At 51.5% G+C, this 22,933-nt stretch carries 21 protein-coding genes; 15 read left to right on the forward strand and 6 right to left on the reverse strand.

Annotation, left to right across the window (positions count from 1 at the left end):
- Window positions 1-10: 10 nt before the first annotated feature.
- The 4 genes from AWU77_RS17325 to AWU77_RS17340 all read right to left on the reverse strand — a co-directional run bounded on the left by AWU77_RS17325 (window position 11) and on the right by AWU77_RS17340 (window position 1,988).
- The gene (locus tag AWU77_RS17325; protein ID WP_062066335.1) at window positions 11-268 is read right to left on the reverse strand and encodes an FmdB family zinc ribbon protein; all 258 of its coding nucleotides are present in this window, start codon (window positions 266-268) and stop codon (window positions 11-13) included.
- 189 nt (window positions 269-457) lie between these two features.
- Window positions 458-1,150 (reverse strand): monofunctional biosynthetic peptidoglycan transglycosylase, encoded by a 693-nt coding sequence (gene mtgA, locus AWU77_RS17330; protein WP_062066338.1) that lies wholly within the window; start codon window positions 1,148-1,150, stop codon window positions 458-460.
- 10 nt (window positions 1,151-1,160) lie between these two features.
- Window positions 1,161-1,649 carry a DUF4124 domain-containing protein gene (locus AWU77_RS17335; protein WP_062066342.1) on the reverse strand — a complete coding sequence of 163 codons (489 nt, stop codon included), beginning with the start codon at window positions 1,647-1,649 and terminating at the stop codon, window positions 1,161-1,163.
- 30 nt (window positions 1,650-1,679) lie between these two features.
- Window positions 1,680-1,988 (reverse strand): Rieske (2Fe-2S) protein, encoded by a 309-nt coding sequence (locus AWU77_RS17340; RefSeq protein WP_062066344.1) that lies wholly within the window; start codon window positions 1,986-1,988, stop codon window positions 1,680-1,682.
- Window positions 1,989-2,223: 235 nt separating this feature from the next.
- Here AWU77_RS17340 and AWU77_RS17345 point away from each other — a divergent pair, with 235 nt between their 5' ends.
- Window positions 2,224-3,558: a flavohemoglobin expression-modulating QEGLA motif protein gene (locus AWU77_RS17345; RefSeq protein WP_062066356.1), complete on the forward strand. Its 1,335-nt coding sequence runs from the start codon at window positions 2,224-2,226 to the stop codon at window positions 3,556-3,558.
- A gap of 15 nt (window positions 3,559-3,573) precedes the next feature.
- A complete protein-coding gene (locus tag AWU77_RS17350; protein ID WP_062066359.1) occupies window positions 3,574-3,981 on the forward strand; it encodes a hypothetical protein in 408 nt (135 codons plus the stop codon).
- A gap of 1 nt (window position 3,982) precedes the next feature.
- On the opposite strand, the gene AWU77_RS17355 is transcribed toward AWU77_RS17350, so the two are convergent.
- Entirely contained in the window at window positions 3,983-4,366 is a 384-nt protein-coding gene (locus AWU77_RS17355; RefSeq protein ID WP_062066361.1) for a hypothetical protein, read from the reverse strand.
- 428 nt (window positions 4,367-4,794) lie between these two features.
- Here AWU77_RS17355 and AWU77_RS17360 point away from each other — a divergent pair, with 428 nt between their 5' ends.
- Complete coding sequence (locus AWU77_RS17360) at window positions 4,795-6,729, forward strand: di-heme-cytochrome C peroxidase (RefSeq protein ID WP_238582510.1); 1,935 nt, start codon at window positions 4,795-4,797, stop codon at window positions 6,727-6,729.
- A 360-nt stretch (window positions 6,730-7,089) separates the two neighbouring features.
- Window positions 7,090-9,408: an FG-GAP repeat protein gene (locus AWU77_RS17365; protein ID WP_062066364.1), complete on the forward strand. Its 2,319-nt coding sequence runs from the start codon at window positions 7,090-7,092 to the stop codon at window positions 9,406-9,408.
- 57 nt (window positions 9,409-9,465) lie between these two features.
- On the opposite strand, the gene tilS is transcribed toward AWU77_RS17365, so the two are convergent.
- Window positions 9,466-10,731 carry a tRNA lysidine(34) synthetase TilS gene (gene tilS, locus AWU77_RS17370; RefSeq protein ID WP_062066367.1) on the reverse strand — a complete coding sequence of 422 codons (1,266 nt, stop codon included), beginning with the start codon at window positions 10,729-10,731 and terminating at the stop codon, window positions 9,466-9,468.
- A 127-nt stretch (window positions 10,732-10,858) separates the two neighbouring features.
- Between tilS and AWU77_RS17375 the strand changes: the two genes are divergently transcribed.
- The 11 genes from AWU77_RS17375 (at window position 10,859) to AWU77_RS17425 (ending at window position 22,893) form a co-directional block, all read left to right on the forward strand.
- A complete protein-coding gene (locus AWU77_RS17375) occupies window positions 10,859-12,745 on the forward strand; it encodes a S9 family peptidase (protein ID WP_062066371.1) in 1,887 nt (628 codons plus the stop codon).
- Window positions 12,745-13,257 carry a transcription elongation factor GreB gene (gene greB / locus AWU77_RS17380; RefSeq protein WP_062066374.1) on the forward strand — a complete coding sequence of 171 codons (513 nt, stop codon included), beginning with the start codon at window positions 12,745-12,747 and terminating at the stop codon, window positions 13,255-13,257. The genes AWU77_RS17375 and greB overlap by 1 nt, the downstream gene beginning before the upstream one ends.
- A 3-nt stretch (window positions 13,258-13,260) precedes the next feature.
- Window positions 13,261-13,455, forward strand: coding sequence for a hypothetical protein (locus AWU77_RS17385; RefSeq protein ID WP_062066377.1), 195 nt, complete (start codon window positions 13,261-13,263; stop codon window positions 13,453-13,455).
- 132 nt (window positions 13,456-13,587) lie between these two features.
- Complete coding sequence (metG, locus tag AWU77_RS17390; RefSeq protein WP_062066380.1) at window positions 13,588-15,633, forward strand: methionine--tRNA ligase; 2,046 nt, start codon at window positions 13,588-13,590, stop codon at window positions 15,631-15,633.
- A gap of 198 nt (window positions 15,634-15,831) precedes the next feature.
- Window positions 15,832-16,422: an electron transport complex subunit RsxA gene (gene rsxA, locus AWU77_RS17395; protein WP_062066383.1), complete on the forward strand. Its 591-nt coding sequence runs from the start codon at window positions 15,832-15,834 to the stop codon at window positions 16,420-16,422.
- 70 nt (window positions 16,423-16,492) lie between these two features.
- Window positions 16,493-17,161, forward strand: coding sequence for an electron transport complex subunit RsxB (rsxB, locus tag AWU77_RS17400; RefSeq protein ID WP_062066385.1), 669 nt, complete (start codon window positions 16,493-16,495; stop codon window positions 17,159-17,161).
- 20 nt (window positions 17,162-17,181) lie between these two features.
- Complete coding sequence (gene rsxC, locus AWU77_RS17405; protein ID WP_062066388.1) at window positions 17,182-19,557, forward strand: electron transport complex subunit RsxC; 2,376 nt, start codon at window positions 17,182-17,184, stop codon at window positions 19,555-19,557.
- A gap of 42 nt (window positions 19,558-19,599) precedes the next feature.
- Window positions 19,600-20,676: an electron transport complex subunit RsxD gene (rsxD, locus tag AWU77_RS17410; protein ID WP_062066391.1), complete on the forward strand. Its 1,077-nt coding sequence runs from the start codon at window positions 19,600-19,602 to the stop codon at window positions 20,674-20,676.
- On the forward strand, window positions 20,676-21,341 hold the full coding sequence (gene rsxG, locus AWU77_RS17415; protein WP_062066394.1) for an electron transport complex subunit RsxG: 666 nt from the start codon (window positions 20,676-20,678) through the stop codon (window positions 21,339-21,341). The genes rsxD and rsxG overlap by 1 nt, the downstream gene beginning before the upstream one ends.
- Window positions 21,334-22,053 carry an electron transport complex subunit E gene (locus AWU77_RS17420; RefSeq protein ID WP_062066397.1) on the forward strand — a complete coding sequence of 240 codons (720 nt, stop codon included), beginning with the start codon at window positions 21,334-21,336 and terminating at the stop codon, window positions 22,051-22,053. Before rsxG ends, AWU77_RS17420 begins: the two co-directional genes overlap by 8 nt.
- Before the next feature lie 18 nt (window positions 22,054-22,071).
- Window positions 22,072-22,893 (forward strand): mechanosensitive ion channel family protein, encoded by an 822-nt coding sequence (locus AWU77_RS17425; protein WP_062066400.1) that lies wholly within the window; start codon window positions 22,072-22,074, stop codon window positions 22,891-22,893.
- Window positions 22,894-22,933: the final 40 nt, after the last annotated feature.

Consider the following 22,933-nt stretch of genomic DNA (forward strand, 5'->3'; position numbering starts at 1 on the left):
GATGGCCAACTTAGCTGGCCGTAGTGCTGCTCGCACTTGAGGATGAACCGGCACTGCCGGAATCACCCGCGATATTCTTTTTCTTGCCCGATTTAAAATCGGTCTCGTACCAACCGCCGCCCGCTAAACGGAAACCGGCCGCTGATATTTGTTTTTTCAATGCTGCCTTGCCGCAGGCTGGGCAATCCACCAAAGGGGCATCGCTCAATTTTTGCAGCGCTTCAAGGTTATGATTACAAGCTTCACATTGGTATTCATAAATAGGCATGTTTATACCCCGGTCACAACAACGATTTAGTTACAACAATTTGCTAAAAAGGATACCAAGACCCTGAAAGGGTCGCGATTGTATCGCAAAACCAGTGCGGCGAGAACCGCGCCAGGGAATATGGATGCGGCGGTGCAGATTTAAAGGGGCAAGCGCAAACAAAAAGGCAGCAGCAAAGTGCAAGCTGAATTAGGGAATTTGGGAGCGATGCATGCGCGCTTGCACCCGCGCCGCATGTTTAACCACCCAGGCCGGCATAGCTTTTTCGTATTGACGCGGATTGGGCAACATCACCGCCATACGCGCTGCCGCCGAAGGGCCTATCTGCGCAGCGGGAACCTTGTAATAGTGACGCGCAGCGGCTTCAGCACCAAACACGCCATTGCCCCACTCCACTACATTTAAATACACCTCCAGAATCCGGCGCTTATCCCACACCAGTTCGATCATCAGTGCCACTACCGCCTCTTCCGCTTTACGCACATAAGAGCGCGAGGGCGATAAAAACAGGTTTTTCGCCAGCTGCTGGGTGATGGAGGAACCACCTGCGACGGATTTACCTTTGCGCTGATTCTTTTTCAGCGCCTGTTCGATACCGCGCAAATCAAACCCTTGATGCTGCATAAACCGGTCATCTTCAGCGGCGACTACAGCGCGTTTTAGATGCGTAGAAATATGCGCATAATCCACCCATTGCTGCTTCAGTTCCGCTTTGGGATTTTTTTCGCGCAGTTCATCCAGCCGGATCGACATAAAACTCGTTTCACTTGGATTGACCCATTTCCACACCAGAACATGAGCAAATAACCACAGCTGATAGGCCAAGAGCGCCAGCAATAGCCATTTCAAAACTCGCCACAGACTGCGCCAGACAATTTTCATCTATTAATAATCACTGCAGCTGCTCTTGTTGCTGCACTCGCTGCTGCATTGCGGTAGCCGCGGCGCGAGCTTTATCAAGCGCAGATTCCTGTACTGGAGCTTTAGGCTCAGCCGCAGCCTGTTGCCGAACAATAGGAGCAGACGCTTCCGGCGCCGAGATAGCATTGCGCGTGTCTACCGCTATTTGCTCCGCATTACTAGCGACAGGCTTATCGCCAAAATGCACCTGACCATTGGCATCCGTCCACTTGTACACTGTGGTGGGCGGCGCTGGTTCAGGCTCGGAAACCTTATCTGCCACTGATTTCATCGCCTGCTTTGCATCCGCAGCCAATTGCCCGGGTGACCACAATTCTTGTAAATCCACCCACCAATCATCGCCCATACGCTCGCGCATATCGCGCAATGGCATCTGGCCAGTCTTGAGATAAATCAGGTAGTTACCTATAAAAAATACCAGCAATGCCAGGGTAAGCGACTTAAATAGCAAACGTTTCATACAGCTCCTTAATACAACAGCTCCAAGGGTTTAGGAGAGCTCAACACCAACATTGCCGCCCTCATAAATAAGCGGTAAAAACTGCAGTGAGCTGGTACAGGCCGGGGTAGTGGGATTACCGGTAGCCAAATCAAACTGAATACCATGCATAGGGCAACGCAAGGCGTTATCGGTACAGGTTGCATAGGTCAGCACCGCACCTGCATGTGGGCACTCGTTTTTAATCAATATGGTTTTGCCATTTTCTTGCAGTAAAAGCAGGTTATGGCCAGCCAGACTGACCGGCTTGCGGTAGCCATCATGCAACAAATGTAATTTTTCCAAGGCAACAAACGACATAATAGATCCTCATTAGCACCCCTAATCGGGCGACCCCCATTCTGGCGATTTATGCGGCAAGACGCCAGCGACACATACTTATCCCACAAATTCTAGCCACAATTGCCAAGCAACCAGATAGAATGGCGCCCTCTCCCAGCATGAACATCTGGCACTGTTTACACGTGGCTTTGTACACAAAAGCAGCGCCGAGCCATTCGGTTAGTTCTTGCACGTTTAATGCGGCAGCCTTGTTATGACCGACTCTCTTTACCTGGAGCGTTTAAAGCAGTTATCGACGCGCTTGGTATCCTTGCAAAAACCTATTCGTATTCTTGATGCCATTAAATGGCCGCAAGGAGTGGAGCAGCGCTTTCGCGAGCAACAAGGCAAAGAGTTACCAGCACTGAGCGCCGATTATTATCAGCAACAAAAGCTGGGCTTTGATCCGGATACAGTTAGCCAATTATTAAAAGAATTGAAAAACGATGTGCGCCGCCAATTGGGGCGCGACGATGCGCTAGGCAAAATCCTGCAGGCGACCATTGATCAGTACCAAATTGTGATTGAGTTGCTGCGCTTTCGAGGCACGGATCAGTTCGGTCATTTCAGCCGCCAGCTGTACGGCTCCGCCAGTGACAACCTGCGTGGCGACCGCAAAACCCTGCGCCAAATGGGTGAGCGCTTGTGCCATATTTTTTCACTGCCAGCGGTGGAGCATTTAAACCGCCCTTACACTAATCACATCAGCTCAGAAGAGGCAGTCACCACGTTACAAGCACGCATGACCAATTATTTCGGCGCCGGTGAAGTGCGCGTGCAAATCAGCGACGACATAGTGTCGGACGCCTCTGCCGGTGGCGACTGCATTAAAGTGAATCGCCGCTCCTCTTTTTCTGAATTGGATTTGCAAGTACTGGAAGTACATGAGGGCTGGGTGCATATAGGCACCACTCTCAATGGCCGTGAGCAACCTTGGGCAACCTGGCTGAGTGTAGGGTCGCCGCGTATTACGGCAATCCAAGAAGGCATGGCGGTATTACTGGAGACGCTGACCTTCAGCTCATTTCCACAGCGCGCACGGCGCATTAGCGACCGGGTTGTCGCGGTGGATTTGGCTGAACAAGGCGCGGATTTTTGTCAGGTCTATCGCCACTTTTTAGAGCGCGGCGTAAGCGAGCACGACAGTTATCGTGTGACCCAACGAGTATTTCGCGGCGGCACCTTAACTGGCGGATCAGTGTTCACCAAAGACATCTCTTACGTAAAAGGTTTTGTCGAAAATGTGAATTTTATTCGCAGTGCAATTCAGTCTGGCGTGCCGGAAATTATCCCCATGCTGTTTGTCGGCAAGGTGACACTGGATGATTTGCCGCTGCTGTACGAGCGTCATTTAGAGGGGGTAATTGCCGCGCCTAAATATTTGCCGCCGATGTTTAAAAATTTAAATGGTTTGTATGTGTGGTTTGGTTTTTCGAGCGGCATGTCGGTAATGAATATTGCACGGGTGCAGCAACATTTCAGCAAGCTGTTCAATAAAATGCCAACCCCACCACCGCAAGCTGATGGCATTGATGCCGAAATAGATTGAGTTTGATTGTAAATTATGACGTATTACAAAGTTGTACTCTCAGGTGAGAATATTTTTTTTGAAAACGCGAGCCACATAGACAGTGACGCGCCGGAACCGGTTATTGGTTTTATTGCTTGCAAATTAATACAAACTGACACTGAAGATTTGGCTATTGCAACCGCCAAGCGAGATTTGCTCGTACAGTGGAACCAGAGTTTTAATTTGGATCGGAAATTGGGCATGCCCAAACTAAAGCTTGAGCATATTGCAGAAGTGCGCGGCTGGTTTAAACCCAAAAGCACCCATGATTATTATTGGTTTACCGATAATAATCACAAGCAGGAACAGCTGGAAAAATTCACTCAGCCGCCGCGCCACTGGTTCTGGCGCAATTCAAAAAAGTCAGCAACTAAAGATGGAGCCGAAAATAACGTAGAATAAATCAGGCTGTAGCTGCAACAGCCTGAGCTGGATCAATTAGCTGCAATAGGGTCGCACGTAAGCCAGGCGAATTAATTTCTTCGCTGCGCGCCGAAAGCGGTGAGTTACCTACCCACTCAAAGCGCCAGCGATATAAATGGGTCGCATCACTTGCATCTCGCACTTCAATTAATTCAAGACGACGCGCATCCAGCGCAAACTTTTCCCGCAATTGGAAAGCAAAGGGTTCAGCATTTTTACCGACAAAACTGGAAGCTTGCTGAGTGGGTGCCATTACAAACACGTAATCGCGACCTTGATATTGACAGTGACAGACGCCGAGTTGAACTTCCTGCCCAAGACGATTGTGTAATGAGGTATCGACAAATAAAGGATTCATCAACATAAAAGGTTCCGCTGCGCTTTTTATTGTTGAGTTGATGTTAAATCGCCACATCACTCACTTGGTTGATTATTCGCCACCCGGTTCCGAAAAAGTCCCTCTGCTGCGACGAGGCGGCAGTCTACGCACAATTTGTGACAGTTCAAGCAAAAGCGATGAACAATTCTCTAGCAGTAGATTCAGGAATAACTTTGTTACTTTATTGCCAACTGCAGGGAACAGCAGTGACAAATCCTCCCGCTGTTCTGTGTCTGCATAAAGACAATCTGGTAAAGTCACCTCTTAAGGCTGCAGCGGATCTGAATAGTTCCTTAATTTATTCAAATTGCAGCGTATTTTTTGTTTATTATTTAATCGCCGTTTTGCGATGCCAGTATTTATCGCCGCAATCAGGCTTGTATCACCCTCATACCAAGTAGAAAGGAATAATCATGTCACCACTGTGTCTGCGCAGCACACTGCGCACTTCCGCTTTTTTGTTGTCTCTTATAACGCTTTGCACAATTTCTGCATGTACTTATGTGTCACAGGGCGTGCTGGTTGATGGTGATCGCTATGCAAAAACCACCCAGCAAGATAGCTTTGGCGATAGCGCTGACCGAGTCGTTTATCCTGAGCAAAATTGGAGCGGTGCCGATAGCCTCTGGTTTTACAATGTTACTCAAGGTTCTAACCTGATCCCCTACGAGATTTTTTTACACCTCGAAACAGCCGACAGTGAAGCGCTGTTTCGCAGCGATGAAAATATGAATCGGCTGCGTTACTTGCCACAAGAAGCCAGTTTTGCCAATCCTGATGGACTGCCCGTTGGCTGGGTCAAAGATCAACACAATGGCAGGGAATTTATTGGTTTCACCTGCGCGGCATGCCACACCAGTCAGATCAACTATCAAGGTGCTGCTATTCGCATCGACGGTGGCGCAACTCTGGCCGATATGGAGCAGATGCTAAAAAGCCTGTCGCTGGCATTACAAGCAAGCCTGGAACAGCCCGACAAGTTTGAGCGTCTCGCCGAAAAAGTCCTGCAAGGGAAATACCCCGAAGATAAAGCCGCCTTCCGCGCGCAACTCGCCGATACCGCCCAGCAAATTGCCAACTACAACCAAATTAATGATCCGCGCCACGGCGAACAATCCGTCGCCTATGGTTACGGCCGGTTGGATGCATTTGGGCGCATTTACAATCGGGTGCTCGCTCACCTCACCCCCAACGAACCCAATTTCAACCCCGCCAGCGCTCCAGTGAGCTACCCCTATTTGTGGGATACCCCGCAGCACGATTTTGTGCAGTGGAACGGTGTGGGTGATAACGAACTTGCAGGCCCTCTGGGGCGCAATACCGGCGAAGCGCTGGGTGTATTTGCGCAATTTGATCTGAACAAACAGAAGCATGACGTGGGCTATCGCTCATCTGTAGCGGTGCGCAATCTGACCCGTATGGAGCGCCACTTGGAGAGTTTATGGTCGCCAAGCTGGGAACAGTTGGCGCAGCAAAAGGTACTGCCCGCCATTAACCAAGCCTTGGCCGCACAGGGCAAACAGGTATTTATTGAATACCAATGCCACACCTGCCATGAAGCCATCGACCGTACCGACCCCAAGCGCCGCATCACCTCCCAATTCGCCAGCTTGCAGACCATTGGCACCGATCCTTATATGGCGATGAACGCACTCAAATATGCCGGTAAAACCGGCTATTTTGAGGGTGATCGCATTAATCCGCTCAAACCCAATTCACCGCGTTTTCAAGCGACCAGCCCGGTATTACCGGCATTAAGCGCGGCAGTTGAAGGAGTTTTAGTGGAGCCGGATCACGATAAGTGGTTAATCCGCCGCTGGGCAGAAAAGCTCTACGACCTAATTGGATCCATTTCTGACAACCCGATCAAAAAGACCGAGCGCCACCTGGACTTTGAGATTGTGAATAAAGATAACCCAGCGACTCTCGCCGCCTACAAAGCGCGCCCACTCAATGGTGTTTGGGCCACTGCACCTTATCTACACAACGGATCAGTGCCAAGCCTGTATGAATTGTTTATGCCGAGCTGCAGCGACGCTGAAATCGCCAGCGGTAAAACCTGCCGCCCCAATCGTTTTACGGTCGGCACCCGCGAGCTGGATGCAGTCAATGTAGGCGTTGTACAGCGTGACCCACAAGCCTTCCCCGGCCTGTTTGTGTTTGACACCAGCCTGCCGAGCAATTCCAATAAAGGCCATGAATACGCCGCTGGTGTCACCCCGGTATTTGTACTGGATGCCAGAGGTCGCCCGGTAAAAGATGCACAGGGCAAACCGAAAATGCAGACATTAAAGCCCATCGACCACCACCAGCGCTTAGCCTTGGTGGAATACTTAAAAACACTCTAACTTAGCTCAAGCACTCGGCAACCATTTGAATAGTCCCATCGTCACTCCCGCTCGCGGGAGTCCAGCTTTTTAAGGGTTTAAAACCTATGGATACCCGCAAGCGGGTATGACGATGTTTTAGCTTCACAATTACTCACAACGTGCCGCCGCCATTTTCGCTAAATTACCTTTCCAACAAAAATCACTGAACCAATCCTCTGCTTTAAAGGTCTTTAGGCCAGCTCGATAAAAGCCAGAACCAAACCCAGAGTCTTATCTGTGCCCGAATATTGCTGGCGATTTGATTGACACCAAGCGCCGCGACACACAGAATCACCGACCAGTTTTAAACCTCAGTTCTAAACATCAGGAACATGCTGAATGAATATTGACCGTTTTTCACCGCTACTAAAGCGTACCACCCTGCTTCTCTCGTTGATGGCAGGCTCATTTTTACTGGCTGGCTGCGGCGGTGGCAGCGATAAAAAATCCTCGGCAAGCTCTTCATCTATTAGCAGCTCATCCTTGCGCAGCAGCTTCAGTGCAGCCTCTGTGCCGCCAAATGGCTCAGGCATTTGGCCCAGCGTTAAGGTAGAAGCGCAAACACCAAAAGTGCTGACCTTCCAATGGAGCGCGGTTGATGGTGCTACTTTTTATAAGCTCTATAAACACGATGCAGCGACCGGCGGCGTAGTGCAAGTAGGCGGCGATTTGACTGCGACTAAGGCTACAGATGAAATCGGCGTACATGTGCATGATTGGGTCAACAATTACTATTACGTAGACGCCTGTAATGCCGGCGGCTGCCAAAGATCCGACCTGACTTTTACCGCGACCGAAATGATCAAAGCCATTGGCTATTTCAAAGCATCTAATGCTGAAGCCAATGATTTTTTTGGCTGGAGCATTGCACTGTCCGCCGATGGCACCACCCTAGCGGTGGGCGCGCCCACCGAAGACAGTAAAGCCATAGGCGCAAATGGCGACCAGACCAACAATGACAGCACCAACTCTGGCGCGGTCTATGTATTCGTTAAAGAAAACGGCGTTTGGATTCAACAGGCCTACCTGAAAGCATCCAACACCGAGCAACCCAATGTAAATTCACTGCGTGTTCTACCCAACGATCGCTTCGGCTACAAAGTTGCACTGTCCGATGACGGAAATACCCTGGCGGTATCGGCGCTATTGGAAGACAGCCCATCCTATGGTGTTAACTGTAATCAGAATAACTATGAAGTAACCAACTACGGCACATCATCAGACCCATCCGACGACCTCATTGCCGCCGTTAATTACGACATGGGCGCAGTTTATGTTTTCACCAGAAATAGTAGTGAGTGGTTGCAAGAAGCTTATGTAAAACCGCTCTACTCACTGATTCATAAAGATTTAAACGGCGGCTTACGTTTTGGCGAGAGCATTTCTCTTTCGGGCGATGGAAAAACCTTGGCCGTCGGTGCGACCAGTGATGGCGTTGGCTTATCCGATGTAGTGAATTTTCATAACAGCAGCTTCAGCAGCAACCCAAGTGAAATCGAATGTTATGAGTACTACCCATCGTCCAGCGCCTCCAGTGTCAGCAGTTCCAGCACCTCCTCTAGCAGCTCTTCAAAAAGCAGTGTTAGTTCAAGTTCAAGCTCTGACTTTCCTGGCGGCACTGCATCTGGTGCAGTTTATATTTATGTAAAAACAGCCGATAAGGGATGGAAGGAAGAGTCTTATCTAAAAGCCTCAAACGCTGAACCATCCGACGCTTTCGGCACCAGTATTGCCCTCTCCACTGACGGCAACACTATGGCTGTAGGCGCTATAGGAGAAGATAGCAATGCAACAGGCGTCAATGGCGACCAAGCCAACAACGCATGCTATTACTTCAATGAATCTACCTACACCATAGATCCAGAATGTGAGAAAGCAGGTAAGTATGCTGTGCGCGGTTTAATTAACAACGGTGCCGCCTATGTATTCAAACGGACTGGTAATCTATGGGGGCAAGAAGCTTATTTCAAACCCAGTAGCACCTTTATAAAAACTGCGTTTGGTACCAGCGTGGATTTATCCGGTGACGGCACACTCTTGGCGGTTGGCGCTACTGGTGATGCAAGTAATGCCAGCGGCATTAATGGTGATACCACACAGCAGATTGACTACGCCAATACCGGGGCAACCTATATTTTCAGTAAATCCGGCAGCGGTTGGGCGCAAGAGGCGATGATAAAACCCTCAACCTTAACCAAGCATTCAGGCGTTGCATTAGCCAGTAACGGCAATGGCACTTACGATATTCAAATTAGCGACGGAGGCCAATTCGGCGGCAATGTGAGCCTCTCCCAAGACGGCAAGACCTTGGCGGTTGGTTCATTCCGTGAGTCAAGTAATGCCAAAGGCATTAACGGCGATCAAGGTGATACCAGCGCCGCGCGCTCTGGCGCCGTATTTGTGTTCAAACGCAATAACACAGTGTGGACACAACAAAGCTATGTTAAAGCTAGCAATACCGACAGCGACGACCGCTTTGGCGTGAACGTAGATTTGTCGGCGGATGGCAAAACTATGGCAGTTAGCGCGCACCGCGAAGCCGGCCGCGGTTATGCTGCCGCATCCAGTGGTGCCAGCACCAGCTCGGCAACAAGCAGCAACAGCTTAGATCAAAGCGACAACTCAGCTGATGCAGCCGGTGCCGTGTACGTCTACTAAATATCAGTAGCGGTAAAACAAAAACGGGATGCCATCGCATCCCGTTTTTTTTGGTTTTTATCGCCAATACAGCGCAAAACCCGCTTCATCTTCTGCCGCAACAAACCCCGTACAGACCCACAAATCCCCCACGGCGACTAACTCATCGCCGCTAAATACCAGTGGCACCTTATCACGCAGCCAAGGCTCCAAAGCGTAATCCTGCAGCAGTTTTTTTAATGTTTGTGAGTGCGCACGGCCTGCGGGCTTACAGCGCTCACCGCCAGTGCGATAACGAATCTGTAATGCAGGTAAATCAGCCTTCAACCGCGGTGATGAATCATGGTTTGTTAATTCAAACTGCAGTTGCATTTCCGGTAACTGTACGGGTAGCAGATACAAACGCTGGCGATAGGTTTGCAGCGCGACATTACCCCAGCTGACGCGGGTTTGTGCATCATCGCGGCCATGAATAATTTGCCGCTCGATTTGCTGCCAGTGCAATTGTTCAGGTGTGGTGTAATGCAGTGAACGCAACCAAAAGCGCAGCAGGTTTTGTTGGCGTGCTGGCGACAATTGCCGCAATGCATCAAGCTCAATACTCTGCCCTACTCGTGCCGCCTGCGGTGCGGCGCGCCATAAATCCTCGCGCGCAAGCTCTTCCACAATTGCCTCTTGTTGTGCGCACAATTCTGCGGTCTGCTGCCATTTGCGTTTAAATTCCGGCCAGCGATCTTGCAACAGTGGCATCACCTGATTGCGCAAAAAATTGCGATCGTAATCATCATCCAGATTGCTTTCATCATCCACCCACTGCAGTTGATGCACACGTGCATAGGCCTCCAAATCAGCACGGGAAAAATGCAGCAGCGGCCGCACTAACAAACCCGCACCCAGCGCACGCACAGAGGTCATCGCCGCTAAACCACGGGGGCCGGTGCCACGCAGTAAACGCAGCAGCAGTGTCTCAGCTTGATCATTAGCGTGATGCGCCGTGAATAAAACATCATTAGGGGCAAGATTTTTTTCGAACACGGCATAGCGAATTTCGCGCGCCGCGTCTTCAATGCCTTTACCGGAATTTTCTACCCGCACTTTTTCAGCATGAAACGGCACCGCATGCTGCGCGCAAAAATCAGCGCACTGAGCTTGCCATGCATTGGCATTGGGTGAAATTTGGTGATTGATATGCAGAGCGCGCAGCTGTACCGGCAAAGCCAATTGCGTTAACGCATGGAGCAGCACAGTAGAATCCAAGCCTCCGCTAAAACCGATCCACCAGATAGCGGATGGCGAAGTAATGGGAGGCAGATAAGTGCGTAATTGTTCAGCGGTAAAATCCATAAGAAAATCCAGTTAGAGCCGGCATTAAAGCCCAAAGCCACTCAAATAAAAACCCTGCCTTGCTCCTGCTTCGCATTGAGAGGCAAAATACCGCCCTTCTTTGTTATTGCGTCAGGCGACACTCCTTATGACCAGCATTCCCTACGGCCACTGGCCATCGCCCATTAGCGCCGAATTGCTCACCGCCCAAGGTGTGCGCATCAGCGAGCCACAAGCCGTTGGTGATTATGTTTACTGGCTGGAATCGCGCCCACAGGAAAAAGGCCGCAGTGCACTGGTGCGCGAATCAGGTGGCATACGTGAAGACTTGCTGCCTGCACCGCACAGTATTCGCACCCGCGCCCACGAATATGGCGGCGCGCCCTATCTCGCTACCGCCAGCGCCATTTTTTATGTGCTGGATAGCGACCAGCGAATTTATCGCTACGATCTGGCCAGTAATAAAACCCAAGCGCTTACGCCCGAGGGCGCTTATCGTTACGCGGATTTTTGTTACGACGCAGCACGCACGCGATTAATAGCGGTGCGTGAAGATTGCACACAAGATGCACATCAACCCAGCAGCAGCAGTATTATTGCGCTGGATCTCACCAGTGGCGAGATACATACCCTCGCACAGGGCGATGATTTTTATTCCAACCCACGCCTGTCGCCGGACGGAAATCAGTTCAGTTACCTGTATTGGAATCACCCCAATATGCCTTGGGATGGCACCGAGTGTGTGCTCGCGCAACTCAATCAACGCGGCGACATTATTAACCGCGCGGTGATTGCGGGCGGCGCCAGTGAATCTATTTTTCAACCGCAGTGGTCGCCAACAGGCGAATTATTTTTTGTGTCGGATCGCAGCAACTGGTGGAATATTTACCGCTGGACTGGCACAGAAGCTGAAGCCGTTTGTGTAATGGAGGCCGAGTTCGCTACACCGCAATGGGTGTTTGGTATGAGCTGCTACGGATTTTTATCGGCGCACGAAATTTTCTGCTGCTTTAGCCAAGAGGGATATTGGCAACTGGGCAACATCGATTTAACCACAGGCAAGCTGAACATCATCCCCAGCGAGTTGCGCGATATTGCCAACATTCATTGCCACAATGGCAAAGGTTATTTCATCGCCGCCAGTGCAAAACAAAGTGCCCAGCTGTGGTTTTATGATGCCGATGGCAGCCAAGAAAAAATTGCGCCGCTCACCACAACAGCGCAACTGATTGCAGCAGATTTTTTTGCCACACCGCAACCAATCGAATTCCCCACTCGCGATGGAGAAAGCGCACGCGGATTTTTTTATCCGCCGACTAACCCTGATATCAAAACAACTGCCAACCAACTGCCGCCGCTCTTAGTCATGTGTCACGGTGGACCAACCGGCGCAAGCGAAAGCTCGCTCAACTTAAAAATCCAATTCTGGACCAGCCGTGGTTTTGCGGTACTGGATGTAAATTATCGCGGCAGCACCGGCTACGGCCGACGCTATCGCGACCGTTTAAAAAATAATTGGGGCATTACCGATGTAATCGATGTGTGCAGCGGCGTGGATTATTTGGCCGCGCAAAATCTTATCGACAAAAACAAAGTTGCTATCCGCGGCTCCAGCGCGGGTGGTTACACAGTGCTTGCCGCGCTCACCTTTAGCGATGTTTTTAAAGCCGGTGCCAGTTTGTATGGCATTGGCGATTTGGAAGCCCTCGCGCGCGACACCCATAAATTTGAAGCGCATTATTTGGATTCGCTGGTGGGCGAATATCCTGCGCAGCAAGAAACCTATCGCGCCCGCTCACCCATTCATCACATAGAGCAACTCAACTGCCCGGTGATTTTTTTACAGGGTCTGCAAGATAAGGTTGTACCGCCTGCGCAGGCAGAAGCCATGGTCGCTGCGCTGCAACAAAAAGGCATAATGACCCAATATGTGACCTTTGAAGAAGAAGCGCACGGCTTTCGCCAAGCGCAGAATATCCAGCGCGCACTCACTGAAGAATTGAATTTTTACCTCACTGTTTTTGGAGATAAATAATGGGACGTTGGCGCCCACCGAGTGAAAAAGGTTCTGCGTATATTACCGCTGCCGGGTTTAAACGCATGAAAGATGAAGTCACCCAACTGTGGAAAGTTGAACGCCCACAAGTGACGCAAGTGGTGCACGAAGCCGCCAAAAACGGCGACCGCAGCGAGAACGGGGATTATATTTACGGCAAACGCCGCCTACGTGAAATTGATTCACGCGTGCGCTTTTTATCCAAACGCATGGAAGCCGCTACCGTTGTTGACCGCCTGCCCGAAGACCAAAGCAAAGTTTTTTTTGGCGCCTGGGTAACATTAGAAGATGAAGACGGCAATGAAAAAACCTACCAAATTGTCGGCCCGGATGAGTTCGATGTAGCAAAACAAAAACTCAGTATGGATGCGCCCTTAGCGCGGGCAATGATGGGCAAACGCGTAGACGACGAACTCGTGTTAAAAAAACCGGAAGGCGAGGAGTTTTTTTACATCACTCGCATTGAATACAAACCCTATGATCAGGAATAAATTATGAAAACTTTATCGTTCTTAGCACTCGTAATTTTCGCTCTAACAGCCTGTAGTACTGATGAAAAAGCTGCAAAACCAGAAGGAATATTAACCGAAACACAAACCAAAGCGCTTGAACAAAGCAAAGCGCTAGAAGAAACCCTAAAGAAAACAGAAGAAGAGCGCCGCAAAACGCTAGAAGCTGCAGAGCAATAGCAGCCAAATAATCGCAATAGCTCCGGCCTGATTGCGCCAGCGAAAAATGCTATAGTGCGCCCCATTTTTTCGGCTGGCCGATTCGCATCGCATCGCCCCGCCATAGACTCCCGCTTTGACAGGTTTTTATTCATGACTCAATCAGCTCGCAAGATTTTGGTTACCAGCGCCCTGCCCTATGCCAATGGTTCGATTCACCTTGGCCATTTGGTGGAATATATCCAGACCGATATTTGGGTGCGTTTCCAGAAAATGCGCGGCGTGGATTGTACCTATGTGTGCGCCGACGATGCCCACGGCACCGCGATTATGCTCAAAGCTGAGCAGTTGGGGCATTCGCCTGAACAACAAATCGCCAATGTAAAAGCCGAGCATGAAGCCGACTTTGCCGCCTTTAATATTGCCTTTGACAACTATCACTCGACCCACTCGGAGGAAAACCGCGAGTTGTCGAGCATGATTTATGGCCGTTTGAAAGCCAATGGCCATATCGCCAGCAAAAGTATTACCCAGGCTTACGACCCAGAAAAACAACTGTTTTTGGCCGACCGCTACATCAAGGGCACCTGCCCGAAATGTAAGACGGAAGATCAATACGGTGATAATTGCGAAAAATGCGGTGCAACCTATTCGCCAATGGATTTGATTAACCCCAAATCGGCGATTTCTGGCGCAACTCCGGTGGCGAAGGATTCCGAACATTTCTTTTTTACCCTGCCCGAGTTCGGCGACTTTCTCAAAAACTGGACCCGCGCCGGTCACTTGCAAGATGAAGTAGCCAACAAAATGGCCGAATGGCTCGATGCCGGTTTGCAGTCCTGGGATATCTCCCGCGATGCGCCCTACTTCGGTTTTGAAATTCCCGGCGAGCCGGGCAAGTATTTTTACGTCTGGCTGGATGCACCGATCGGTTATATCGCCAGCTTGAAGAATTTATTGGATAAAACCGGCGGCGACTGGGAAGAGTATTGGAAGCCGGATTCGACTGCCGAGGTGTATCACTTTATCGGTAAAGACATAGTCAACTTCCACGCCCTGTTTTGGCCAGCGATGCTGCACTCGGCCAATTTGCGCACACCAACTAAGGTCTGTGTACACGGATTCTTGACCGTCAACGGCACCAAGATGAGTAAATCGCGCGGCACCTTTATTAATGCCCGCACTTATCTCGACCATTTGAATCCGGAATACCTGCGCTACTACTTTGCCGCCAAACTGACTTGCAACGTGGACGACATCGACCTGAATCTGGAAGATTTTATCCAACGGGTGAATTCGGATTTGGTCGGTAAAGTGGTGAATATCGCCAGCCGTACCGCTAAGTTCATCAATAACGCTGGTGGTGTGTTGGCGACCGAAATAGCCGATGCGGCCTTGTGGCAGCAGTTTGTCGATGCCGGTGACAGCATCGCCAGCCACTACGAAAACCGCGATTACAGCAAAGCCATGCGCGAAATTATGGCGCTGGCCGATGCCGCCAACGAATATATCGCCACCCAAGCGCCGTGGAAGCTGGCGAAAGAGGCCGGTGCCGAAGCGCAAACTCAAGCGGTTTGCACCCTGGGCATCAATATGTTCCGCGCCTTGCTGACTTATTTAAAGCCGGTATTGCCTGCCCTGACTGCCGACGCCGAAGCCTTTTTGGGTGAAACCCTGAGCTGGAATGCGCCGGTGAGCTTCCGCGCCGGTGAACAAATCAACGAGTTCAAACCACTGTTAACCCGTATCGAAAAAGACAAGGTAGATGCCATGATCGACGCCAGTAAAGACGCCTTGGCAACTGCGGCTGCACCCCAAGCTAGCGCAACGAATGAACAGGCCTCTGGCCCCTTGGCCGATGAACCCATCGCCGCCGAAATCGACTTTAACGATTTCGCTAAAGTGGATTTGCGCATCGCCCTGATCGCCAACGCCGAACATGTAGAAGGCTCAGATAAATTGCTGCGCCTGACGCTGGATTTAGGCGGCGAAACGCGCAATGTGTTTTCTGGCATCAAGAGCGCTTACGACCCAAAAGACTTGGTCGGCAAACTGACCGTGGTGGTCGCCAATCTCAAACCGCGCAAAATGAAGTTTGGTATGAGTGAAGGCATGGTGCTGGCGGCTGGCCCAGGCGATAAAGAAATCTACTTATTGGAACCACACAATGGCGCCCAGCCCGGTCAACGAGTGATGTAACTCCCCTTGCCATCGCCCTTCTCCCCCTTGTTTTAAGGGGGAAAGGCAGATGGGCAAATCAGAAGAATCGATTACAGATATTCATAAACCCCATAAGGCTTTATGTCATTTTGATTGAGAATCCTTCTCTGCTTGCCGATAATACGCAGCCACAAGCCAAATCCACCCCCAGCGACTTTCCTTTATTGGACAACCACCATGAGTTTCAGCGAATTAGCGATCATTCTGCTCAGTACTGTTCTGGTGAATAACTTTGTGCTGGCACAATTTCTTGGCCTCTGCCCATTTATGGGTGTGTCCAACAAGCTTGAAAGCGCCATCGGCATGGCCGGTGCAACCACCTTTGTGATGACATTGGCATCGATTTGCACCTATCTGGTCGACAAATGGGTGCTAACTCCACTGGACCTGCAATATTTACGCACCATCGCCTTTATTCTGGTCATCGCAGCCGTGGTGCAATTCGTAAAGATGTTTATGGAAAAAACCAGCCCGCTGCTGTACCGCGTACTCGGGGTGTTTTTACCGCTGATTACGGTGAACTGTGCAGTATTGGGTGTCGCGCTGCTCAACACCCAAAAAGCCCATAGCTTTTTTGAATCGACCCTGTTCGGTTTTGGCGGCGCCTTGGGTTTTGCGATGGTATTGGTACTGTTTTCCGCAATGCGCGAACGCTTGGCCGTAGCCGATGTACCCGCACCCTTTAAAGGAGCGGCGATTGGCATGATCACCGCCGGTTTAATGGCACTCGCTTTTATGGGCTTTGGCGGGCTGGTTAGCCTGCAATAACAAACAAGCCTTACTAACAAAGCGCAAGTCTTACTAACAAAGCACAAGCCTTGCTAAAAAAGAGAGACACATGATCGATTTTATTTTCCAAAACCCCATCCTCAGCGCGCTGCTTGCGCTCGGCGGACTCTCGGCTGCGTTTGGCGCCGTGCTGGGTTTTGCGGCAGTGAAATTCAAAGTAGAAGGCGATCCGATTGTTGAACAGATCGACGCCCTGCTCCCGCAAACCCAATGTGGTCAATGCGGTCACCCGGGCTGCCGCCCCTATGCACAAGCCATCGCGGCGGGCGAAGCCATCAACAAATGCCCACCCGGCGGTCAGGCGACCATCAATGCCTTGGCTGACCTGCTCGATGTCGAAGCGCCCTCACTCGACTCTGAGCACGGCGAACACCTGGATATCAAACGCGTTGCCTATATCCGCGAAGACGAATGTATCGGCTGCACCAAGTGCATTCAGGCCTGCCCGATGGATGCAATTCTCGGCGCGGCTAAGCATATGCACACAGTGATTGTCGATGAATGCACCGGCTGCGACCTGTGTGTTGAACCCTGCCCGGTGGACTGTATCGATATGATTCCGGTGGAAACCGACCTCAAAACCTGGAAATGGGATTTGCCGGCGACCAACCAAAAACCCGTATTTCATGTTGTCGCCCAAGAGGTGAATTTGATCGCCTCTGATTTAGGGCGCGGCCAAGCCTTTGGCGGCACACATGACGGCGACAAAGCCGCCTAAATGACGAGAAAGTTGCCTAGATGACAAGCCTGATCAAAGTGTGGGAACTGCCCGGCGGTATCCATCCACCCGAACACAAAAGCCAATCCCTGCAATTACCGCTGGGTTCATTGCCCCTGCCGCCGGTATTGGTAATTCCGCTCAACCAGCACATGGGCACCCCTGCACAACCGGTGGTGCAAGTGGGCGAGCGCGTGCTGGCCGGGCAACTGATCGGCGCAGCCGACGGTACGTTTAGTGCCAATACTCATGCATCCACCTCTGGCACCGTCATCGCCATTGAAGAGCGGGCAATTCCCCACCCATCGGGCATGAACAGTGAATCGGTAGTGATTGAGTCGGACGGCAAAGATGAATGGGTTGAATTAACCCCCTGCGAAAATTACCTCAGTCTGGATCGCTTGGCGCTGCTGGATAAAATCCGCGCCGCCGGTGTTGCCGGTCTGGGCGGTGCGGGTTTTCCCACTGCAATCAAACTTGCGCCCAAATCCACTCAGGTGATCGACACCCTGATCCTCAACGGCGCCGAATGTGAGCCCTACATCACCGCCGATGACATGCTGATGCAAGTGCGCGCCGATGAACTGGTCGCCGGCACCTTGCTGCTGAGCCACATATTGCATCACCCCAAAAACCTGCTGATCGGCATTGAAGACAATAAACCCAAAGCCATAGCAGCGGTCAGAGCCGCCGTGGCCGGTGCGGCGGTCAATAACCCCGAAGCAGCCAAGATCCAAGTCGCGGTGTTCCCGACCAAGTACCCCTCGGGCGGAGCCAAACAACTCACCCAAATTTTGACCGGGCGGGAGATTCCCAGCGGCCATCACTCAGCCGATGTCGGGGTGATCTGCGTCAATGTGGGCACCGCAGTAGCCGCGTGGCGCGCAGTGCGCTACGGCGAGCCATTGGTCTCCCGTATCACCACTGTGGTAGGCGATGCGCTCGGCACCCAGCGCAACATAGAAGTGCTGTTCGGCACCCCAATCAGCTACGTGTTAGAACAACACGGTTTTGCTGCCAACCGCGCCTCGCGCGTGGTAATGGGTGGGCCGATGATGGGTTTTACCCTGCTCGATTTGCACTCGCCCATCATTAAAACGACTAACTGCATCCTCGCGCCCAGCAAACAAGAGTTGCCCGAACCGCAACCGGCGCAAGCCTGTATTCGCTGCGGCATATGCGCGGAAGTTTGCCCTGCCAACCTGCTGCCGCAACAGCTGTTTTGGTATGCACAGGCGGAAGATTTTGAGCGGCTTGAATCGCACAACCTGTTCGATTGTATCGAGTGTGGCGCCTGCTCTTATGTCTGCCCCAGTACCATCCCACTGGTGCAGTACTATCGCGCCGCCAAAGGCACGATTCGCCTGCACGAGATTGAAAAAGAAAAGTCTGACCGCTCGCGCCAGCGTTTTGAATTCCGCCAGCAGCGCATCGCCAAAGAAGAGGCAGAAAAAGAAGCCAAGCGGTTAGCACGCCAAAAAGCGGCGGAAGAAGCCAAGAAAAAACTGGCCGAAAAAGCCGCGAACGCCAGTGCCGCGCCCGCTGCACCAACGGATGTACTGAGCGCCGCCGTCGCTAGCGCAAATGCCGTACAAGCCGCGCCCGACGAGCAAAAAGCCAAACTGGAGCGTTTGGTCACTACCGCCAAAACCGCGCTGGAATTCCAGCAAAAACCGCTGGTGCCCAACAAAACCAACCCGGTAATTAGCGATGAGCAGCTGGTTAAACAGCAAGTGCGCATCAAACAGGCGGAGTTAAAACTCGCCGAAGCCGAGAAGAAACTCGCTGATTTCTTGGCACAGACAAGTGCCGCCCAGACCAATACCGCACCGGCAAACACAGCGCCATCTGTCGCAGCCGCAGTGGATATGAACGATCCGGTCGCCGCCGCCATCGCCCGCGCGCAGGCCAAATTGACCATGTCGCCGGAAGAGAAGGCTAAAGCCAACCTCGAATCCCTGCGCACCCGTTTGGCCAAAGCGGAAGAAAAAGTTGCCGCCGCCAAAACCGAAGGCAGCGCTAACTTGGATGCGTTACAGCAAGGCGCCGACAAACTGCAGCAAAAAATTAGCGAAGCGCTGGCCGAGTTAGCCGCTTTGGGCATTAACGACGAACCGGCACCCCAAACAACACCAGCAGCAACGCCAGAAACAGCACCGGCAACCGCCGAACAAAGCGCGGCGCAAGCGGCCATCGAAAAGGCCAAAGCCAAAGCAGCGGCTATGGCGAGCATGAGCGATGAAGAAAAACGCGCGGAACAGATTCAATCCCTGCAAACCCGCTTGAGCAAAGCGCGCGAGCGTTTAGCCAAAGCTGAAGCAGAGAACGATGCCAATGTGGACGCCTTCCGCGCAGGTGTTAGCAAGCTGGAAGAAAAGCTACAAGAGTTGGCGTAAACAATCATGATCCGCCGCAACGATTTTCAATGAGATAAACGAATGGCGTTATTAAATATCACCTCCCCCCACACCCACGGGGCCAATCGCACCGGGCGCCTTATGCGACTGGTGGTCTATGCCACATTTCCCGGCATAGTGGCGCTGACCCACTTTTTTGGCATTGGGGTATTAATCAATGTGCTGCTGGCGAGTTTGAGCTGCATCGCCTTTGAAGCCTTGGTGCTGAAACTGCGCAACCGCCCGATCCAGTTTTATCTGCGCGACTGCAGTGCCTTGGTGACTGGCGTATTGATCGGTGTATCACTGCCGCCCTATTGCCCTTGGTGGCTGGTTATCAGCGCTGCGTTTATCGCCATAGTGCTGGCCAAACAACTCTACGGCGGCATGGGGTTTAACCCCTTTAACCCGGCGATGGTCGCCTATGTGCTGCTGCTGATTTCCTTTCCGGTGCAGATGACCGCTTGGGCTACACCCCTGCCCTCCCTCGCTGATGGGCAAACTTTACCCAGTTTGGTAGCTGCGCTCGATAAGATCTTTTTTGGCACAGCTATCGATGGTTACAGCTCTGCCACCGTGCTGGATGTGATGAAACAAAATGCCGGTTTAACGCTGGATGATCTTTATAAACAAGAAGCAGTGTTTACCGATGGCCGCTGGGCAGGTGCCGGTTGGGAGTGGGTGAATATTGCGTTTTTGCTGGGCGGGATTTACCTGCTCTACAAAAAAGTATTTACCTGGCACGCACCGGTTTGCATGCTGCTCGCGCTCGCGCTGATGGCGGGTGTATTTTACGACTCCGGCAGTTCCAACTCAGGCGGTTCACCCATTTTCCACCTGCTCTCCGGCGCGACTATGCTCGGTGCATTTTTTATTGTGACCGATCCGGTGAGTTCCGCCGTGAGTGTGCGTGGCCGCATGGTGTACGGCGCGCTGATCGGCGTATTGGTTTATGTAATCCGCACCTGGGGTACCAGCTACCCGGACGGTGTGGGTTTTGCGGTATTGTTATTGAACTTCGCTGCACCCTTTATCGATTACTACACCACTCCGCGCACCTATGGCCACAAAAAGCCACGCCGCGCGACCGATAGCAGCAAACAGGATGGAGGTCACTAATGCTCGGCCAATCCATAAGTAAAAACAGTTTACTGCTCGCCGCCTTTGCACTGGCCACCGCCGGTACCCTTGCGCTGACCAATCTCGGCACCAAAGACCGTATCGCCGCCGCCGAGCGCGCCGCACAACAGCGTGCACTGTTTGAAATAATTCCACTGCAAACTCACGACAATGATTTGCTTACCGATATCACCCCGGTACCGCTCGCAGCGCAGGAAACCTTGCACGTAGGTAGCGCTGCCACTATTCATCGGGCGCGCTTGAACGGCGAGATCACTGCCTTGATCGTTCCGACTGTGGCGCGTGATGGTTACTCCGGTGATATCGAACTGATTGTCGGCGTCAATCGCGATGGCAGTGTTGCCGGTGTGCGCGTGATCAAACACAAAGAAACACCCGGCTTGGGCGACAAAATCGATTTGAAAAAAAATCCGTGGATTTTGAGTTTCAATGGCAAAAGTTTACAACTGCCATTTAGCGATGCGTGGAAAGTTAAAAAAGACGGCGGCGAGTTTGATCAATTTGCCGGTGCGACAATTACACCGCGCGCAGTGGTCGGGCAAGTAAAACGCGTACTGGAATTTGTCGCCGCCAATCAAGCGCAATTATTTAGCGATACCGCTGCCAACAACACCCAGCCACACACAGGTGAACACCATGAGTAATGGCGTAGATTATCAAGAGATTACCCAGAAAGGTCTGTGGAGCAATAACGCCGCGCTAGTGCAATTGCTCGGACTCTGCCCGCTGCTTGCGGTCAGCTCAACCGTTGTAAATGCACTGGGCTTAGGGCTGGCAACCCTGCTGGTATTGATTATCTCCAACTGTGTTGTCTCCCTTATTCGCCACCAGGTGAGCGATGCAGTGCGCCTGCCTGCGTTTGTGATGATTATCGCCTCTGCGGTGACTTGCACCGAATTATTAATGAAAGCCTTTACCTACGAGTTGTATTTAATTCTCGGTATTTTTATTCCGCTGATTGTGACTAACTGCGCAGTCCTTGGCCGCGCCGATGCCTTTGCCAGCAAAAACAAATTACTGCCCTCACTGGTTGACGGTTTTATGATGGGCATGGGTTTTATGCTGGTGTTAATTGCGGTGGGCGCGGTGCGCGAACTGCTGGGCACAGGGCATTTATTTGCCGATATGCAGCTGATTTTTGGTGAGTCTGCACGCAGCTGGCAATTGAATATTTTTGGCGCTAGCTACCCCAATGTGATTTTTGCCCTGTTACCACCCGGCGCATTTATTGTGGTAGGGTTTTTAATTGCGGGCAAAAATGCAATCGATGGCCAACTGAAAAAGCGTGCCGATGCACGCAAAATTCAAACAGCTAAAGGCAGCAAACGTGTGCGCACCACCGGCTCGGTAGCCTAACCTAACGAGGAAAATAGAATGTTTGAACAAGACAATCTGATTCAACTTTTTAATCAGTACGTGGTGCCTTGGAGCATCAAAATTTTGCTCGCCTTCCTGATCTTTTTTGTCGGTCAGTTGATTGTAAAACTGGTGAGCAGTGCACTGGGTAAAGTGCTATCACACACCAAACTCGACACTATTCTGATCGACTTTATTAAGTCTCTCGCTCGTGCGCTATTGATGGTGATTGTTATCATCGCCGCACTCGATCAATTAGGCGTGAATACCAATTCCGTCATCGCTATTTTGGGTGCTGCCGGTTTGGCCGTTGGTTTGGCATTACAGGGCTCACTGCAAAATTTTGCCGCTGGTTTTATGCTGCTGATCTTCCGCCCTTTTAAAGCAGGTGATTTTGTCGAGGTGGCGGGTGTTGCAGGCAGTGTCGATAAAATTGGCATCTTCTCCACCATCCTGCACACTGGCGACAACAAACAAGTCATCATTCCCAACGGCACCATCTACAGCAGCAATATAGTGAACTATTCGGCGCGCAGCACCCGCCGTATCGATATGATTTTTGGTATCGGTTATGGCGATGATATGCGCAAAGCGCGCGATGTAATCAGCAGCATCCTCGCTCAAGACGAACGAGTCCTCAAAGACCCGGAGCCGGTTATTGCAGTGGGTGAGCTGGGTGCCAGCAGCGTGAATTTCTACGTGCGCCCCTGGGTGTTGACCGAGAATTATTGGGCAGTGAAGTTCGATGTAACCGAAAAAATCAAACAAGCGTTTGATGACAACGGCATTAGCATTCCCTTTCCGCAAATGGATATTCACTGGAACAAACCAGCTGAGTGATAAACGCACTATTGGCGAGGGTAATTGCCCTCGCCGCCGC

The organism is Cellvibrio sp. OA-2007 (assembly GCF_000953825.1).
Classification (GTDB): Bacteria; Pseudomonadota; Gammaproteobacteria; order Pseudomonadales; family Cellvibrionaceae; genus Cellvibrio.

Excerpts from the sequence above, each read along its gene's own strand:
- AWU77_RS17340 (WP_062066344.1), bottom strand. The coding sequence starts at position 1,988 with ATGTCGTTTGTTGCCTTGGAAAAATTACATTTGTTGCATGATGGCTAC.
- greB (WP_062066374.1), top strand. The coding sequence starts at position 12,745 with ATGGGACGTTGGCGCCCACCGAGTGAAAAAGGTTCTGCGTATATTACC.
- rsxA (WP_062066383.1), top strand. The coding sequence starts at position 15,832 with ATGAGTTTCAGCGAATTAGCGATCATTCTGCTCAGTACTGTTCTGGTG.
- metG (WP_062066380.1), top strand. The coding sequence starts at position 13,588 with ATGACTCAATCAGCTCGCAAGATTTTGGTTACCAGCGCCCTGCCCTAT.
- rsxD (WP_062066391.1), top strand. The coding sequence starts at position 19,600 with ATGGCGTTATTAAATATCACCTCCCCCCACACCCACGGGGCCAATCGC.
- rsxC (WP_062066388.1), top strand. The coding sequence starts at position 17,182 with ATGACAAGCCTGATCAAAGTGTGGGAACTGCCCGGCGGTATCCATCCA.
- AWU77_RS17375 (WP_062066371.1), top strand. The coding sequence starts at position 10,859 with ATGACCAGCATTCCCTACGGCCACTGGCCATCGCCCATTAGCGCCGAA.
- AWU77_RS17345 (WP_062066356.1), top strand. The coding sequence starts at position 2,224 with ATGACCGACTCTCTTTACCTGGAGCGTTTAAAGCAGTTATCGACGCGC.
- rsxB (WP_062066385.1), top strand. The coding sequence starts at position 16,493 with ATGATCGATTTTATTTTCCAAAACCCCATCCTCAGCGCGCTGCTTGCG.
- tilS (WP_062066367.1), bottom strand. The coding sequence starts at position 10,731 with ATGGATTTTACCGCTGAACAATTACGCACTTATCTGCCTCCCATTACT.
- AWU77_RS17360 (WP_238582510.1), top strand. The coding sequence starts at position 4,795 with ATGTCACCACTGTGTCTGCGCAGCACACTGCGCACTTCCGCTTTTTTG.
- rsxG (WP_062066394.1), top strand. The coding sequence starts at position 20,676 with ATGCTCGGCCAATCCATAAGTAAAAACAGTTTACTGCTCGCCGCCTTT.
- AWU77_RS17325 (WP_062066335.1), bottom strand. The coding sequence starts at position 268 with ATGCCTATTTATGAATACCAATGTGAAGCTTGTAATCATAACCTTGAA.
- AWU77_RS17350 (WP_062066359.1), top strand. The coding sequence starts at position 3,574 with ATGACGTATTACAAAGTTGTACTCTCAGGTGAGAATATTTTTTTTGAA.
- AWU77_RS17365 (WP_062066364.1), top strand. The coding sequence starts at position 7,090 with ATGAATATTGACCGTTTTTCACCGCTACTAAAGCGTACCACCCTGCTT.
- AWU77_RS17335 (WP_062066342.1), bottom strand. The coding sequence starts at position 1,649 with ATGAAACGTTTGCTATTTAAGTCGCTTACCCTGGCATTGCTGGTATTT.
- AWU77_RS17385 (WP_062066377.1), top strand. The coding sequence starts at position 13,261 with ATGAAAACTTTATCGTTCTTAGCACTCGTAATTTTCGCTCTAACAGCC.
- AWU77_RS17355 (WP_062066361.1), bottom strand. The coding sequence starts at position 4,366 with ATGTTGATGAATCCTTTATTTGTCGATACCTCATTACACAATCGTCTT.
- AWU77_RS17420 (WP_062066397.1), top strand. The coding sequence starts at position 21,334 with ATGAGTAATGGCGTAGATTATCAAGAGATTACCCAGAAAGGTCTGTGG.
- AWU77_RS17425 (WP_062066400.1), top strand. The coding sequence starts at position 22,072 with ATGTTTGAACAAGACAATCTGATTCAACTTTTTAATCAGTACGTGGTG.
- mtgA (WP_062066338.1), bottom strand. The coding sequence starts at position 1,150 with ATGAAAATTGTCTGGCGCAGTCTGTGGCGAGTTTTGAAATGGCTATTG.